Origin of the sequence: Proteus mirabilis HI4320, from assembly GCF_000069965.1 — a bacterium.
Lineage (GTDB): Bacteria > Pseudomonadota > Gammaproteobacteria > Enterobacterales > Enterobacteriaceae > Proteus > Proteus mirabilis.
On record NC_010554.1, the window covers coordinates 624666 to 639519 of the forward strand.

The 14854-nt window shown below is 38.2% G+C and carries 15 protein-coding genes and 2 tRNA genes; 13 read left to right on the plus strand and 4 right to left on the minus strand.

What is annotated here, in order from left to right:
• Window positions 1-74 precede the first annotated feature (74 nt).
• Window positions 75-968, minus strand: a complete 894-nt coding sequence (locus PMI_RS02835) for a LysR family transcriptional regulator (RefSeq protein WP_012367668.1) — start codon at window positions 966-968, stop codon at window positions 75-77.
• A gap of 90 nt (window positions 969-1058) precedes the next feature.
• On the opposite strand from PMI_RS02835, the gene PMI_RS02840 reads away from it, so the two are divergent.
• The 11 genes from PMI_RS02840 to PMI_RS02890 all read left to right on the plus strand — a co-directional run bounded on the left by PMI_RS02840 (window position 1059) and on the right by PMI_RS02890 (window position 8858).
• Window positions 1059-2429: an MFS transporter gene (locus PMI_RS02840; RefSeq protein ID WP_004252183.1), complete on the plus strand. Its 1371-nt coding sequence runs from the start codon at window positions 1059-1061 to the stop codon at window positions 2427-2429.
• Window positions 2419-2826, plus strand: coding sequence for a hypothetical protein (locus tag PMI_RS02845; protein ID WP_004244431.1), 408 nt, complete (start codon window positions 2419-2421; stop codon window positions 2824-2826). The genes PMI_RS02840 and PMI_RS02845 overlap by 11 nt, the downstream gene beginning before the upstream one ends.
• 309 nt (window positions 2827-3135) lie before the next feature.
• Window positions 3136-3531: a tol-pal system-associated acyl-CoA thioesterase gene (gene ybgC / locus PMI_RS02850; RefSeq protein ID WP_004247549.1), complete on the plus strand. Its 396-nt coding sequence runs from the start codon at window positions 3136-3138 to the stop codon at window positions 3529-3531.
• Window positions 3531-4217: a Tol-Pal system protein TolQ gene (gene tolQ, locus PMI_RS02855; protein ID WP_004244434.1), complete on the plus strand. Its 687-nt coding sequence runs from the start codon at window positions 3531-3533 to the stop codon at window positions 4215-4217. The genes ybgC and tolQ overlap by 1 nt, the downstream gene beginning before the upstream one ends.
• Window positions 4218-4239: 22 nt before the next feature.
• Window positions 4240-4665 (plus strand): colicin uptake protein TolR, encoded by a 426-nt coding sequence (gene tolR, locus PMI_RS02860; RefSeq protein WP_004244435.1) that lies wholly within the window; start codon window positions 4240-4242, stop codon window positions 4663-4665.
• Window positions 4666-4692: 27 nt separating this feature from the next.
• On the plus strand, window positions 4693-5760 hold the full coding sequence (tolA, locus tag PMI_RS02865) for a cell envelope integrity protein TolA (RefSeq protein ID WP_004244436.1): 1068 nt from the start codon (window positions 4693-4695) through the stop codon (window positions 5758-5760).
• A gap of 142 nt (window positions 5761-5902) precedes the next feature.
• The gene (gene tolB, locus PMI_RS02870) at window positions 5903-7198 is read left to right on the plus strand and encodes a Tol-Pal system beta propeller repeat protein TolB (RefSeq protein ID WP_004244437.1); all 1296 of its coding nucleotides are present in this window, start codon (window positions 5903-5905) and stop codon (window positions 7196-7198) included.
• Window positions 7199-7243: 45 nt separating this feature from the next.
• Window positions 7244-7741, plus strand: coding sequence for a peptidoglycan-associated lipoprotein Pal (gene pal / locus PMI_RS02875; RefSeq protein ID WP_012367670.1), 498 nt, complete (start codon window positions 7244-7246; stop codon window positions 7739-7741).
• Window positions 7742-7750: 9 nt separating this feature from the next.
• Window positions 7751-8524, plus strand: a complete 774-nt coding sequence (gene cpoB, locus PMI_RS02880) for a cell division protein CpoB (protein WP_004247552.1) — start codon at window positions 7751-7753, stop codon at window positions 8522-8524.
• Window positions 8525-8676: 152 nt separating this feature from the next.
• Window positions 8677-8752, plus strand: a tRNA-Lys gene (locus PMI_RS02885).
• A 30-nt stretch (window positions 8753-8782) separates the two neighbouring features.
• Window positions 8783-8858: transfer RNA gene (locus PMI_RS02890), tRNA-Lys, on the plus strand.
• Between the two features lie 155 nt (window positions 8859-9013).
• On the opposite strand, the gene PMI_RS02895 is transcribed toward PMI_RS02890, so the two are convergent.
• Complete coding sequence (locus tag PMI_RS02895) at window positions 9014-9904, minus strand: aminoglycoside 6-adenylyltransferase (protein WP_012367671.1); 891 nt, start codon at window positions 9902-9904, stop codon at window positions 9014-9016.
• A 239-nt stretch (window positions 9905-10143) separates the two neighbouring features.
• Between PMI_RS02895 and pnuC the strand changes: the two genes are divergently transcribed.
• Together pnuC and aroG are read left to right on the plus strand one after the other, a co-directional pair.
• A complete protein-coding gene (gene pnuC, locus PMI_RS02900) occupies window positions 10144-10872 on the plus strand; it encodes a nicotinamide riboside transporter PnuC (RefSeq protein WP_004244441.1) in 729 nt (242 codons plus the stop codon).
• A gap of 243 nt (window positions 10873-11115) precedes the next feature.
• Window positions 11116-12174, plus strand: a complete 1059-nt coding sequence (gene aroG, locus PMI_RS02905; RefSeq protein ID WP_004244442.1) for a 3-deoxy-7-phosphoheptulonate synthase AroG — start codon at window positions 11116-11118, stop codon at window positions 12172-12174.
• 73 nt (window positions 12175-12247) lie between these two features.
• Here the strand turns inward: aroG and gpmA are convergent, their stop codons facing one another.
• The gene (gene gpmA / locus PMI_RS02910) at window positions 12248-13000 is read right to left on the minus strand and encodes a 2,3-diphosphoglycerate-dependent phosphoglycerate mutase (RefSeq protein ID WP_004244443.1); all 753 of its coding nucleotides are present in this window, start codon (window positions 12998-13000) and stop codon (window positions 12248-12250) included.
• Between the two features lie 350 nt (window positions 13001-13350).
• Window positions 13351-14817, minus strand: coding sequence for a molybdate ABC transporter ATP-binding protein ModF (gene modF, locus PMI_RS02915; protein WP_004244444.1), 1467 nt, complete (start codon window positions 14815-14817; stop codon window positions 13351-13353).
• Window positions 14818-14854 lie beyond the last annotated feature (37 nt).

The following is a 14854-nucleotide window of genomic DNA, read 5'->3' on the forward strand; positions in this document are numbered from 1 at the left end:
TAACCTCTAGTAAGTGGCGTAAAATAAGGCATTCACTTCTTGTATATGGGTTATGCAATATTCCCCCTCACCTTTTAGGGCATAGAATTAATTCTCTCTTTTAAAAAATCAATAAATAGACGGGTTTTTCTTGGCATATGTTCACCATGTGGAAAAATGACATTAATAGATTGATTTAATAAGGTAAGTTCAGGAATAGGGCTAACAAGTTCACCCTGTGTTATTTCTTGTTGAATGTACCACTCTGGTAATATAGTCATTCCCATTTGTTTGAGTGCCATCTGTTTTAATGCACTAATAGTATTCGTTTCGAAAAGTGCCATTGAGTGCAATTGTGAAAATAGTTGATTGATTTTATCTTGTTGGCTGAGTTTGCTATGGCGTAAATTGCTGTTTGCAAGATAGGGAACTGCCGCTAAATCTGCAATTTCTTGGATAGGATATTTTTTCAATAAATGTGGTGATACCACTAATTTGATTGTGTAATCTGCTAATTTGCGATAGCGATAATTACTGTCTTTTAATGCGCCAAGGCGTATCGCCAAATCTAACTTATGATTGATAAGATCATCAATAGAAGAATTGAATATATATTGCACTTTTAGTTGAGGGTGTAAACACATAAATTGATGTAAAAGTGGCAATATATAATGTTCACCAAATTCAGCCGTTGAAGTTAATCGTAAAGTTCCCTGTAAGTTTTGTTGTCCTAACCGTGCCTTATCTAATGTTTGTTCGAGTTGAACTAAAACTTGACGAAAATCTTGATAAAGGATTTCTCCCGTTTCAGTTAATGTGAAGCGCCGAGTATTCCGATTAAGAAGAGATACATTTAATTCCGTTTCTAATGCTTTAATATGAATACTCACCATTGATTTACTTAAGCGTAAATACTTTGCTGCTTGTGTAAAAGAGCCTGTATCTACTACGGCGATAAAAGAACGAATTCGGTCTATTTGATTTTGCATGATTGTTTACTCTGATTAAACAATAAGTTCTATTTTGTCAGATAGACGATATTCGTCAATCTTTCGTACCCTATAGGGCGGAGGATTGCTATGTCTTATCGTTATCAAATAGCCATTATTTTTTTACTGGGTTTTTTTATTGATTGTATAAATATTTTTATGTCGGCAATTGCATTACCAGCAATTGCAGCGGATATGAAGGTATCTATCGTCTCCATTACATGGGTATCAAATAGTTATATTTTAGGTTTAACACTGATTATTCCATTGAGTCACTGGTTATCTCAACGTTTTGGCGTGAGAGTATTAATAGTCAGCTCGATGTTGATATTTAGTGCTTCTGTGGCGTTAGTAGGCTATTCACACTCATTTTTTGAGCTGATTTTATGGCGTTTTATTCAAGGTCTTAGTGGTGGATTATTAATTCCCATCGGCCAAGCTTTAACATTTCAGTATTTTCAAGGGCATGAAAGAAGCAAAGTCTCAACTTTAATTATGGCTGTTGCTCTTATTGCACCTGCAATTTCTCCCACAATAGGTGGGTTTATCGTTGATGCTGTATCTTGGCGTTGGGTTTTTTATAGTAATGTGCCTTTTTCATTACTTACTGCGTTTTTGGCTTTTATTTGGGTAAAAGAGTCTAAATCACAAGAAAATATAATACCAGATCTTAAAGGGATCTTATTAATCAGTATTATTATCGTATCAGGGTTATGTGCATTATCTGCTTACGGTGAGTATCACTCTACACAATTAGCATTAGTCATCAGTTTTTTTGCTGCATTATTTTCTCTTCTTTATTATCGTCATTATAAACAGAGTTTATCACCGGTAATTAATCTAAATTTATTAAAAAATAGAAACTTATCACTTTCCATTTTTCTCTATTACTGTATTCCAGGTGTTTTTACTGGTGTAAATATTCTGGCGATTTTTTATTTACAACAATATCTCCATTTTTCGGGGCAGGGTACAGGCAGTTTTATGCTGCTATATGCTATAGGTGCATTTATTTCCATTATTGTTGGTGGTGCACTTTATAATAAATTGGGTATGAAGCGCTTAGCTATATTCGCTTTAATTCTGCACAGTATTGGTATTGTATTATTAGCATTAGTAAATAAAGAGAGCGATCTGCCTTTATTAATACTGGCTTATTTAATGATGGGAATTGGTGGAGGGATCGGTGCAAATACAGCACAAACAACGGCCCTTTATGACTTTGATAAACAAAGGCTTATTCAAGCTAGTGTTATTTGGAATATAAATCGTCAAGTTGTATTTAGTGTTGGCGCGACACTTGTTGCAATGATCTTCAACACATTATCTCTTTTTGTATCGTCACAAATGGCTTATAGCACGACATTTTTTATCTGTGCAACCATAGGATTATTTCCGCTATTTCTTTTCATATTGTTAAAGCAAAAAACAAACTTACAGGAAACAAATCATGAGCATTAAAATAGACCCATTAATAGAAAGTGTGCAAGTGTTGCATAATGAGATTGAAACTGTTTTTACTCAAACCCCTATTGCTACACAGGCATTAAAAAATATAGAAATGTTACTTGCCAACACGTTTTCTATGATTGGTATAACAGGAAAGAAAATAAATTATGATGATGTAATGGCAATGTTTTCTCGTAATGCAGGGAAAAGGCCAGAATTGAGGATTGAAACAGATAGTTATAACATTATTTACCAATCTGAACATTGGGCAACGGTGAGCTATCGTGAAACGCATTATGAAAATAAGAAGATTCTCACCCGTCAATCTGTGGTGGTTTTGAGACGCACGTCTCTAGATTGTCAATGGCAGTGGTATTACTTGCATGAAACACCTGTATTAGATAATTAATTGATTTTAATAAAAAACCAGTAATAAGACTGGTTTTTTTATTGGTTGGGAAAAAGTTTGAATCAGAGTGCTAAACTATTAATTGTTAATTAGCAAGCATTTTAATGCTGAACTAATAAAAATATTTTTTCTATTCAGGCGCTAAAGCATATTGCGTGTTGCAAAGAAGAGTTTATGATTGGCGTCTGAAAACGGTGTTTTCTATTCTTTACGTTACTATGATTCCCTTAGAGGCACCTCTTAAGTATAGTTAACAAATCTATAGCTTAATTATTTATGGGATTACTCAAGGAGTGTAAGGACGGAATTATGCGGTTTCTTTGGCCAGTTCGTGTCTATTACGAAGATACTGATGCCGGTGGTGTGGTCTATCATGCCAGTTATTTAAAATATTTTGAACGTGCAAGAACAGAATTACTCAGAGAAAAAGGTTTTTATCAGCATGATTTACGGGAGTATGATCATGTTGCGTTTGTTGTGCGTAAATTAACCATTGACTATATTGCGCCAGCACGGCTCGATGAGCTTCTGAAAGTAGAAAGTGAAATTACTACATTACGTGGTGCATCAATGACATTTTCTCAAAAGCTTATCAATCAAGATGGTGTGGTACTGTGTAGGGCAGATGTATTAGTTGTCTGCGTTGATTCATTAAAAATGAAGCCTGTAGGGCTTCCTAAGTCCATTATCGCGGAGTTTAAGTAGTGGCTGACATGAATGTTATCGATCTCTTTCTAAAAGCGGGGCTTTTAGTTAAGTTGATCATGTTGTTATTAATCGGATTTTCTATTGCCTCATGGGCGATCATTATTCAACGTACGAAAGTATTGAATGCAGCAGATCGTGAAGCGGCAGATTTTGAAGATAAATTCTGGTCAGGCACTGATTTGGCTCGTCTATATAAAGAAAGCCAAGCTCGTCGTGACGAGTTATCAGGGGCAGAACAAATTTTTCATTCTGGTTTTAAAGAGTTTGCACGACTACATCAAGCGAATGTTCATGCACCCGATGCCGTTGTTAATGGGGCTTCCCGTGCAATGCGTGTTTCATTTAATCGTGAATTAGAGTCCTTAGAAACGCATATTCCTTTTTTAGGTACGGTGGGGTCAATTAGTCCTTATATTGGCTTATTCGGTACGGTATGGGGGATTATGCATGCATTTATCGCTTTAGGTAGCGTTAAACAGGCAACTTTACAGATGGTGGCACCCGGTATTGCTGAAGCGTTGATTGCAACAGCCATTGGTTTATTTGCGGCCATCCCCGCAGTTATGGCTTATAACCGCTTTACGCAACGTGTAAATAAGTTGGAACAAAGTTACGATAACTTTATGGAAGAGTTCCTGACGATTTTACATCGCCAAGCTTTTGTCTCCGCAGAAAAGAAATAGTTAACGCAAAAGGAGAGAGCTGATGGCACGAGGTCGCAGTAGCCGCCGAGGCGTAAAATCAGAGATTAATATAGTACCTTTGCTTGATGTGTTATTGGTGCTTTTGCTGATTTTTATGGCAACAGCGCCAATTATTTCACAAAGTGTTGAGGTTGATCTTCCACAAGCAACAGAAACACAGACTGTTTCAACCAGTGATAACCCGCCTGTAATTGTCGAAGTTGCAGGAGTGGGGCAATATAATATCCGTGTTGAACAAGAGGTTTTAGAGCTTTTACCTCAAGAACAGATTATGGCTGAAGCAAAACGACAATTAGAAAAAAACCCGAAAGCGGTCTTTCTTATTGGTGGCGCTAAAGATGTTCCTTATGATGAGATAATTAAAGCACTCAACATGTTACGTCAAGCGGGTGTTAAGTCTGTCGGTTTAATGACTCAGCCTCTTTAGTAGGCTGAAATAAGTTTGGATAATAGCGTGGGAAAGAAGACGAAACCAATCCGAAGTAAATTGAGCGGTTCAGTTATCTTGTCTACTGTCTTGCATTTACTGATCATCGCTTTGCTTATCTGGGGATCGTTAACTCAGAAATGGAATTTAGGCGGTGGCGGTGGATCTGATGGGCAAGTTATTGATGCTATTATGGTTGACCCTAATGCGGTAGTACAAGAGTATAATCAGCAAAAGGCGCAACAAGCTAATGTCCAAAAAGCAGAACAAGAACGTAAAGCGCGGGCGCAGCAACAAGAAGAAGAGCTACGCCAACAACAAATTAAAGAACAAGAACGTTTAAAAGCGTTAGAAGTGGAACGTTTGCAAGCAAAAGAGGCTGCAGAAGCTCAACGTCGTGAAGCAGCCACCGCCGCTGCTAAAGCGAAAGAAGAGCAAAAGCAGGCTGAAGAAGCTGCCGCACAAGCTAAAGCTGAACGCGATCGTATTTTAAAAGAGCAAGCTGATGCGAAAGCCAAAGCAGAGGCAGAAGCGAAGAAACAAGCAGAATTAGCAGCAAAACAGAAAGCAGAAGAAGCGAAGGCAAAAGCAGAAGCTGAGGCAAAAGCGAAGGCTGAAGCCGATGCTAAAGCGAAAGCAGAGGCTGATGCAAAAGCGAAGGCAGCCGCAGAAGCTAAAGCCAAAGCAGCAGCGGAAGCTAAAGCGAAAGCCGCTGCACAGCAACAAAGTAAAGCGGTTGATAGTCTACTCGATGGATTAGTTGCTCAAGGCGATAAACAATCGGGGGCTTCTGCAGCAGGTCAAGGTGGTGGTAATCGCTCTGGGGCAAATGCTGCGGGCATTGATCGCTATACTGGGCAAGTAAAAGTTGCCATCGAACAGAAGTTTTTTGATTCTGATTTATATAAAGGTCGTAAATGTGACCTTAAAATAAGTATTGCACCAGACGGTATGTTAGTAAGTGCAAAAGCGGTAGGTGGTGATCCGGCTTTATGCCAAGTTGCATTACAAGCGGCTAAAATGGCAACATTGCCTAAGCCACCGAAAGATATTTACGAACAAGTAAAATCACCAACAATTGAGTTTAAGCCATAAAACTGTCTGATAGTAGGAAAACATACATTAATTTATCTCTATTTTAGAATGTTATTGATGTGTTGTATGGTGTTGTTTAAAAGCGTTTGTTACTATTCTGTGCGTTATTGCGCAATAACCGCAATAATAAAAGGGAGACATGATGAAGCAGGCATTAAATGTTATTTTCGGACTTTTGATATTATGCGTTACAACGCTCGCTAATGCAGAAGTTCGCATTGAAATTACACAAGGGGTGAATACTGCACGCCCTATTGGTGTTGTTCCTTTTAAATGGGAAGGCACAGGTCAAATGCCAGAAGATATTGCTGGAGTGATTGCGGCTGATTTACGAAATAGTGGTAAATTTAACCCTATTGATATGAATCGTTTGCCTCAACAACCCGTTACCGCTTCTGAGGTTCAACCTGCACTCTGGACAGCATTAGGTATTGATTCAGTGGTTGTAGGGCGTGTTCAGCCCTCGGCAGATGGTCAATATGTTGTTAGCTATCAATTAGTTGATGTTGCTGGCTCTCCGGGAGCGGTTTTAGCGCAAAGTGAGTATAAAATCAGCAATAAATGGTTACGATATGCTGCTCATACCGCCAGTGATGAAATCTTTGAAAAATTAACTGGCATTCGTGGTGCGTTCCGTACCCGTATTGCTTATGTCGTTGTGACTAATGGTGGCGCTTATCCATATGAATTACGTGTATCTGACTATGATGGATTTAATCAAGATCGCGTTTATCGTTCATCACAGCCATTAATGTCACCCGCTTGGTCTCCTGATGGTGCTAAACTAGCATATGTCACATTTGAAAGTGGTCAATCTGCTTTAGTTGTACAGACATTAGCAACGGGGGAAGTGCGTCAAATCGCTTCTTTCCCTCGACATAATGGTGCACCTGCTTTTTCTCCAGATGGCTCTAAATTAGCCTTTGCACTGTCAAAAAGCGGTAGTCTAAATCTTTATGTAATGGATTTAGCCAGTGGCAATATGACACAGGTAACCAACGGTAGAAGTAATAATACAGAGCCGACTTGGATGCCTGATGGACAGACTTTGGTCTATACTTCGGATCAAGGCGGACGTCCTCAAATTTATAAAATTAATATTAACGGAGGAACGCCAGAACGTATTACTTGGGAAGGAAAACAAAACCAAAATCCTGCAGTAAGTCCTGATGGTAGTTTCTTAGTTATGGTGAGTTCTGAAAGCGGTAGGCAACATATCGCTAAGCAGGATCTAGAAACGAATGCTGTTCAATATTTAACAGATACGTTTCTGGATGAAACGCCAAGCATCGCGCCTAACGGCACTATGGTTATTTATAGCTCCACTCAAGGCTTAGGAACCATTTTGCGACTAGTATCGACTGATGGACGTTTCAAAGCGCGTCTTCCGGCGACTGATGGTCAGGTTAAATCACCTGCCTGGTCTCCGTTTATGTGATGCATAAGAATTATGTATGGCAAACAAATAAAGGAACAATTAGAGATGCAATTAAACAAAGTGTTTAAAGGGTTGATGTTAGCATTACCACTCGTTGCTGTTGCAGCATGTAGCTCAAACAAAAACGACGATCAAACAGATACAAGCAACAATGTACCTGTTACTGAGCAAGGCCCTACTGCTGAAGAATTAGCACGTCAGCAATTAGAACAACTGAAACAAACTAACATTGTTTACTTCGGTTTTGATAAATATGACGTTACTTCAGAATATGCTCAACTGTTAGATGCTCACGCTGCATTCCTGCGTGCTAACCCTTCAGTACGCATTACTATCGAAGGTCATGCTGACGAACGTGGTACTCCAGAATACAACATCGCGTTAGGCGAACGTCGTGCAAACGCAGTTAAAATGTATCTGCAAGGTAAAGGCGTATCAGCTGATCAATTAGCAATCGTATCTTACGGTAAAGAAAAACCTGCTGTACTGGGTCATGACGAAGCCGCTTATGCGAAAAACCGTCGTGCAGTACTGGTTTACTAAGAGAACGGCATGAACAACAGTAACTTCAGACCTTTATTGATGAGTCTGTTGTTACTGGTTGGCGTAGCGGCTCCTGTAGCCGCTATTGCCCAAGCGCCAATCAGTAATATCGGTTCAGGCTCTACTGATGAACGACTCGCCCAACTTGAGCGTATCTCTAATGCTCATAGTCAGCTTTTGACCCAATTACAGCAACAACTCGCAGATTCTCAACGCGATATTGATATGTTGCGTGGTCAAATTCAGGAAAATCAATACCAGTTAAACCAAGTTGTAGAGCGTCAACGTAATATCTATCAACAATTAGATAGCCTAAATGGTGGCAACTCAGCACCAACAACGGATGAGGCTTCAACGGGTGGCAATGTACCTTCAACATCTGATACAAGTACGAGTTCGTCGTCAACAGGTGATGAAAAAGCCGATTATAACGCGGCAATTGATATTGTATTGAATTCAAAAGATTACGATAAGGCAATTGTTGCATTAAACAACTTTATTAAAAGTTATCCGAAGTCTAGCTATCAATCAAATGCTCAATTTTGGTTGGGGCAAATGTATTATCTAAAAGGTAATAAAGATCAGGCTGCGAGTACTTTTGCTATTGTTGTGAAAAATTATCCAAAATCTCAAAAAGCAAGTGAGGCCTTTTATAAGATAGGGCTTATTATGCAAGAGAAAGGGCAAAAGGATAATGCGAAAGCTATTTATCAACAAGTGGTTAAGCAATATCCAAACAGTGCTGGTGCAAAATTAGCACAAAAGCAGTTAGCAGCACTATAATTATTGGCCCCGTAATGTGAATGTTACATTTTCGGGGTTAACTGATTGTTTTTTCAGCGTTTGAATGTTTTTTTGAAAAAAAACGTTGCACAATAACATTAAATCAGTATTATTACCCGCCGTTGCCACAGAGAATGTGGCGAGTTCGAAAAGGGTCGTTAGCTCAGTCGGTAGAGCAGTTGACTTTTAATCAATTGGTCGGGCGTTCGAGTCGCCCACGACCCACCATTTTCGAATTTACATACCATTTTATGAAATGGGTCGTTAGCTCAGTCGGTAGAGCAGTTGACTTTTAATCAATTGGTCGGGCGTTCGAGTCGCCCACGACCCACCATTTCAATATGCTTTTCTAGTCTTTTATCACACGCCATTCTCATTCTATCTAAAAATGCTCTCTATAACTCGTTTTTGTATTTATTACTCGAGTTACTCAAATAGAGGATGTAAATAGATAGCTTCTCCATTGCTGAAAAAACTATCTGATCTCACTTAAGTTGGATAATGACAAATAATGGAAGTGGTTATTTGGTAATATTCATTTTCAGTTAATAGTTCATTATCAATAAACCAATCGCTAATAAGTGTTTGAGCTTGTGTTGCCTTTTCTATCGACAAACCAAAACGCTTTGATGCATCAATAAAAAAAGCCATGATAATACTTAATGCAGCCGCTGCTTCATAAGGGGTACTCATAGCCAGTGTGCTTTCTAATGAACGTAATGAGTAAAACTTAGGTAACCACTCCCGTAAGTTTTTGCCTTGATACCAGACATCTTGTGTTGATGTTTGCAGAGCAACTTGCTCTAGTAAACGGATCAACCATTCCCTTATATCACTCATACGATATTCAGCGAACCAAAATTCATTACGTAAGATAGCTATAGCGATTTGTGTGGCTTCAAACCAAAACTCTTGAGCCAAGGCATCAGCTTGCTCTATGGAAAGGGCTGGGGGAGTCACAGTGCTAATTTCTGGAAGTTGGTCACATAAACCTGTTTTATCAAGTAAAACACGATAGCCTCGTTGATAAACTGGACTTAGACCATTTTGTTTCATATTGATAATTCTTTCAGGCTCTGCCATCAAAATATCCATTTTTCGGCCTTGAGCTAATACGTGCAAATAGATTGGCCAGCGAATGCCGTTCGGATCTTCACATTCTGTTGCTAAAGAGACGAGGTGTTTACCAAATTGTGATAGCCAATGTTGGTTTTTTGCTAGCTCAGTCGCACCGTGACCAATAAGCTCTATATCAATATCAGAATAGCTGTCTATCTTCTTATTACGACCCACTGAGCCTGTTAATACCACAGCCTCAATTCGAGGATCAAGTAATGTAAAAGATAACATGCGATCGATTAAGCGGGTGATTGGCTCCATATTTCTCTCTAGTTGTTATAGTAGATAAAGTTATTTGTTGTAAGTATGAATAAAAAAATAGCATATTTATTATATAAAACACTTTTTGTTTTTTATGGTAAATAAATGGCATTTTGTTTAATATTTTAAACTAAGTGCTATCATTGATAGGAATGTATATATATCTTTATCACTTTGCAACAATGTCGCAATAACCCATATTTTATTTGTTTTTTCTATGATTAAGTCGGGGTTGTCAAATGGATGTCATTAGTTGGTTTAGTATCAATAATATTTTAGTCAATATTCCATTAGGAAAAGAAGGCTATCCACTCTCATGGATTGAAGCTATAGGGACTATTGCTGGATTATTATGTATATGGCTTGCGAGCCAGGAAAAGATCATTAACTATTTATTTGGGTTAATTAATGTCACTTTATTCGCCATTATTTTTTTCCAGATCCAGTTATATGCCAGTCTACTGCTACAAATTTTCTTCTTTGCTGCCAATATTTATGGTTGGTATGCATGGAGTAGAGTGAATGATTTTGAACAAGCAGAATTGAAAATACGTTGGTTAAAGCCGGGCCAACAAATCGTATTAATCATTGTCTCCATTGCTGCCATTATTGCGCTAACGTTTAATATTGATACCGTTTTTGGCTATTTAGCAGTTATTGCTGTTGATATCTTAAATGTCTTCGGGGCAAATTTAGCCACACCTGCTATCGAGCCAGATGCTTACCCATTCTGGGATTCAACAATGACGGTACTCTCCATTGTGGCTATGATCTTAATGACACGCAAATTGGTAGAAAACTGGTTAATTTGGTCTGTTATTAATGTCATTAGTATTGTTATATTTTATAAACAGGGTGTTTATGCCATGTCTATTGAATATATCATCTTATTGGCTATCGCTATTAATGGCTCTCGTTTGTGGATCAAATCAGCAAAGCATTCAAACAAAAATAATTATCTCTCATAATAAAAAAGGCTGGTAGAGTTATATTTCTCTCCAGCCTTGCTATTCGTTGTGTTTATTCTTCTATTCTAGGCAATTTCAAATCATTATTTTACTTAATGGTGCTATTACTTGTTTTCGATGTTTTTGTTATCTATCGTCATGGGCTGTTTAGGCTCTTAAGGGTGTTTACAGAGAGAAAACGAATGGTTAGATTGAAGAAACAGAAATCATATTGACTAGATAATAATAGAGTGGAACACGGGAATGAATTACCAGAATGATGATCTTAAAATAACACAAATCAATGAACTTTTACCGCCAGTGGCATTATTGGAAAAGTTTCCAGCCACTGACAATGCGGCGTTTACAGTTCGTCATGCCCGTGAAGCTATTCATCAAATCCTTGCTGGAAAAGATGATCGCCTATTAGTGGTGATTGGGCCTTGCTCTATTCATGATCCTAACGCGGCACTGGAATATGCTCAGCGTTTAAATTTATTAAGAGAAGAGCTGAAAGATAAACTTGAAATTGTGATGCGAGTTTATTTTGAAAAACCACGTACCACAGTCGGTTGGAAAGGGCTGATAAATGATCCACATATGGACTGTACCTTTGATATTAATGAAGGATTACGCATTGCTCGTCGTTTGCTATTAACCATCAATGATAGTGGATTACCAACGGCTGGCGAGTTTTTAGATATGATAACCCCACAATATGTCGCTGATTTGATGAGTTGGGGAGCTATTGGTGCTCGAACAACAGAATCTCAAGTGCATAGAGAATTATCCTCCGGACTATCTTGTCCTGTTGGTTTTAAAAATGGCACAGATGGCACAATTAAAGTGGCGATTGATGCCATCAATGCTGCAGGCTCTCCACACTGTTTCTTATCAGTAACTAAATGGGGTCACTCAGCGATAGTTCGTACTGCAGGGAATAAAGATTGCCATATTATTTTACGGGGCGGTAAAGAGCCTAATTACAGTGCAGAACATGTTGCTGCCGTAAAAGAAGGTCTGAAAAAAGCAGGATTACCCCAAAATGTTATGGTTGATTTTAGCCACGCCAATAGCTGTAAACAATTTAAGAAGCAAATGGAGGTTGGTGCCGATATTTGCCAACAAATTAGCGCAGGAGAAAAAGCTTTAATTGGTGTAATGGTTGAAAGTCATTTAGAAGAGGGCAATCAATCATTAGAAAGTGGTGAACCTTTGGTATACGGTAAAAGTGTCACAGATGCTTGTATTGGGTGGGATGATACAGAAACGTTATTACGCCAATTAGCCGATGCAGTCGCTACTCGTCGTAATAAATCATAATAGTCTGTTTTTATTAATAAAAATGCCACTCAAAAGTGGCATTTTTTTTATCTAATTCAAAGTAAAAGTAAAATTATTTTGCTTTACCTTGGTTAGCAACAGCCGCGGCTTTTGCTGCGATTTCTTCTGCATTACCTAAGTAGTAACGTTTGATTGGTTTCATATTTTCATCAAATTCGTAAACTAAAGGTACTGCTGTTGGGATATTCAGTTCAAGAATTTCTTCTTCACTCATATTGTCTAGGTATTTAACCAGAGCGCGCAGTGAGTTACCGTGAGCGGCAATAATCACTTTATCACCTGAAGCAACGCGAGGTTTAATGACTTCTTCCCAATATGGTGTTACACGGTCGATAGTTAACGCTAAGCTTTCTGTTAATGGCAGTTCAGCTTCAGTTAAAGATGCATAACGTGGATCTTTACCTGGGAAGCGATCATCATCTTTAGTTAACTCTGGTGGGGTAACCGCAAAACCACGACGCCATTGTTTAACTTGCTCGTCACCGTATTTTTCAGCTGTTTCAGCTTTGTTTAAGCCTTGTAATGCACCGTAGTGACGTTCGTTTAGTTTCCAGCTTTTCTCTACTGGCAGCCATTGTTGATCAACTTCATCAAGAATGTTCCACAGAGTGTGGATTGCACGTTTTAGTACAGAAGTATATGCGTAGTCAAAAGTAAAACCTTCAGCCTTCAGCAGTTTACCTGCTTCTTGCGCTTCATTACGGCCTTTATCTGACAATTCAACGTCAGTCCAGCCTGTAAAACGGTTTTCTTTGTTCCATACACTTTCACCGTGTCGAACTAGCACAAGCTTAGTTACTGCCATAGTTTAGACTCCTATAATTACTTTCTTAATATAAGTTTAAAATCAGGACTGCAATCATTATATGGATCATCAACAAGAACGCCAAACATAACTAACAAAACTAGGGGGATTATGTCAAAAATGACGATTGTTTGATGAAATATTACACAGTTATTACACCTTTTGCTTAATCGATAAAGCTATTAATTTAACGGGATCGGTGAAAAGAAACGAAAAGCCGATTCTGGATAATTATCAGTAAAAAATATGCTCTCTAAATCTATCGTTAAAATCATCGCCATCTATCGATAACAAATACCCTTTTCTTCAGTGTGATGATGTATCTTACCTTAAAAATAGCCTATATCTAGTTAACAGGGTTGTTGTTGGTAACGATAGATATCTCCTTCTTTAATAAAAATCAGTCGATGGGTAATACAGTGAGGTGCATCTTCTTGATGATGACTGACAAACAGTAGTTGAGTATTGCTATGGCTTATCATGATATCAATAAAGCGCTGTACTAATAGTCTATTGGTTGTATCTAATCCTTGTAGTGGTTCATCGAGGATCAATAATGTCGGGTGTTTAACCAATGCTCTTACAATTAATACTAGACGCTGTTGTCCCCATGAAAGTGAGTGAAAAGGATGGTTAGCGAGTGCAGTTAAACCAATTAGTGTTAGCCATTCATCCGCTAATTTTTGCTGTTTATCGGTAACGGCTTGATAAATACCAATAGAGTCATGAAAACCAGAAATAATCACATTTTTCACACTTGAAGAGACGCGATAGCTTTGATGTAAGGCATTACTAACATAACCAATATGGCGTTTGATCTCCCAAATGGTTTCACCACTGCCTCTTTTACGACCAAATAGTGTTAAATCATTGCTATAGCCTTGAGGATGATCTCCTGTGATTAAGCTTAATAAGGTCGATTTTCCTGCGCCATTAGGACCTAATATTTGCCAATGTTGTTGTGGTTTAACTTCCCAGGTTAAGTGATGGAGCACAGGTTTATCATTATAACTGACCACGCCATCCTTAAGTATAATAGGGGAAAGCGTTGGTGGTAAGGTAGGAACTGCATCAACGGAGTCTGAGGCGGGTAAGATCAGATTTTCAAGTGTTTCACTGTGAGATAATTGCGCAATTACTGAGTCTGATAAAATATCACTTTTTTTACCTTGTGCCACGAGTTTACAGTCAATCAATAAGCCAGCATTTTGCACAAAATCAGGAATATCATTAAAGCGATTTAAAATAAGAACAATCGTTAGCTTTTGTTGATGTAGTGATGAAAGTAACTCACTTAATGTACGACGAGAGTCAATATCTAAACCATCAAAAGGCTCATCTAAAATTAATAGATCAGGTTTATTCATCAATAACTGAATAAGCAGTACCTTACGAGACTCTCCCGTTGAAAGATATTTAAAACGCCTTGATAAAAGTGCATCAATACCAAATTGTTTTGCTAATAACAGGCAGCGATCATTATCTTTTACCTGCATTTGGATCACCTGAGCCACGGTTAATCCCGTATCATCCTCATCTTCACTTAATAAGTCTGTATTGTTACGCAGCCACTCTTCCTCTATCATTTTTTGTAATTTTTCAAAAGAGAGATTAATCGGACGAGTAAACCTATTAATAAGCTCACCCGATAATAAAATCCCCTCTTGGCATAATGTATTAGCGAGCGCCGTTTTACCACTACCATTGCTACCAACGAATGCCCAACTTTCTCCTTCATTGATAGTTAAATCATCGATATGCAAGCAGAGTGTATCACTTAAGCGAAACAGTGTTTTTGTGAGTTGCAAGTACTTCATTATTATTATCCTTGTTTTTATTACAAGTAGAATACTT

Coding starts and splice junctions, on each gene's coding strand:
- ybgC (WP_004247549.1), top strand. CDS start 3,136: ATGCGGTTTCTTTGGCCAGTTCGTGTCTATTACGAAGATACTGATGCC.
- cpoB (WP_004247552.1), top strand. CDS start 7,751: ATGAACAACAGTAACTTCAGACCTTTATTGATGAGTCTGTTGTTACTG.
- PMI_RS02845 (WP_004244431.1), top strand. CDS start 2,419: ATGAGCATTAAAATAGACCCATTAATAGAAAGTGTGCAAGTGTTGCAT.
- PMI_RS02835 (WP_012367668.1), bottom strand. CDS start 968: ATGCAAAATCAAATAGACCGAATTCGTTCTTTTATCGCCGTAGTAGAT.
- pal (WP_012367670.1), top strand. CDS start 7,244: ATGCAATTAAACAAAGTGTTTAAAGGGTTGATGTTAGCATTACCACTC.
- modF (WP_004244444.1), bottom strand. CDS start 14,817: ATGAAGTACTTGCAACTCACAAAAACACTGTTTCGCTTAAGTGATACA.
- gpmA (WP_004244443.1), bottom strand. CDS start 13,000: ATGGCAGTAACTAAGCTTGTGCTAGTTCGACACGGTGAAAGTGTATGG.
- tolB (WP_004244437.1), top strand. CDS start 5,903: ATGAAGCAGGCATTAAATGTTATTTTCGGACTTTTGATATTATGCGTT.
- aroG (WP_004244442.1), top strand. CDS start 11,116: ATGAATTACCAGAATGATGATCTTAAAATAACACAAATCAATGAACTT.
- PMI_RS02840 (WP_004252183.1), top strand. CDS start 1,059: ATGTCTTATCGTTATCAAATAGCCATTATTTTTTTACTGGGTTTTTTT.
- pnuC (WP_004244441.1), top strand. CDS start 10,144: ATGGATGTCATTAGTTGGTTTAGTATCAATAATATTTTAGTCAATATT.
- PMI_RS02895 (WP_012367671.1), bottom strand. CDS start 9,904: ATGGAGCCAATCACCCGCTTAATCGATCGCATGTTATCTTTTACATTA.
- tolR (WP_004244435.1), top strand. CDS start 4,240: ATGGCACGAGGTCGCAGTAGCCGCCGAGGCGTAAAATCAGAGATTAAT.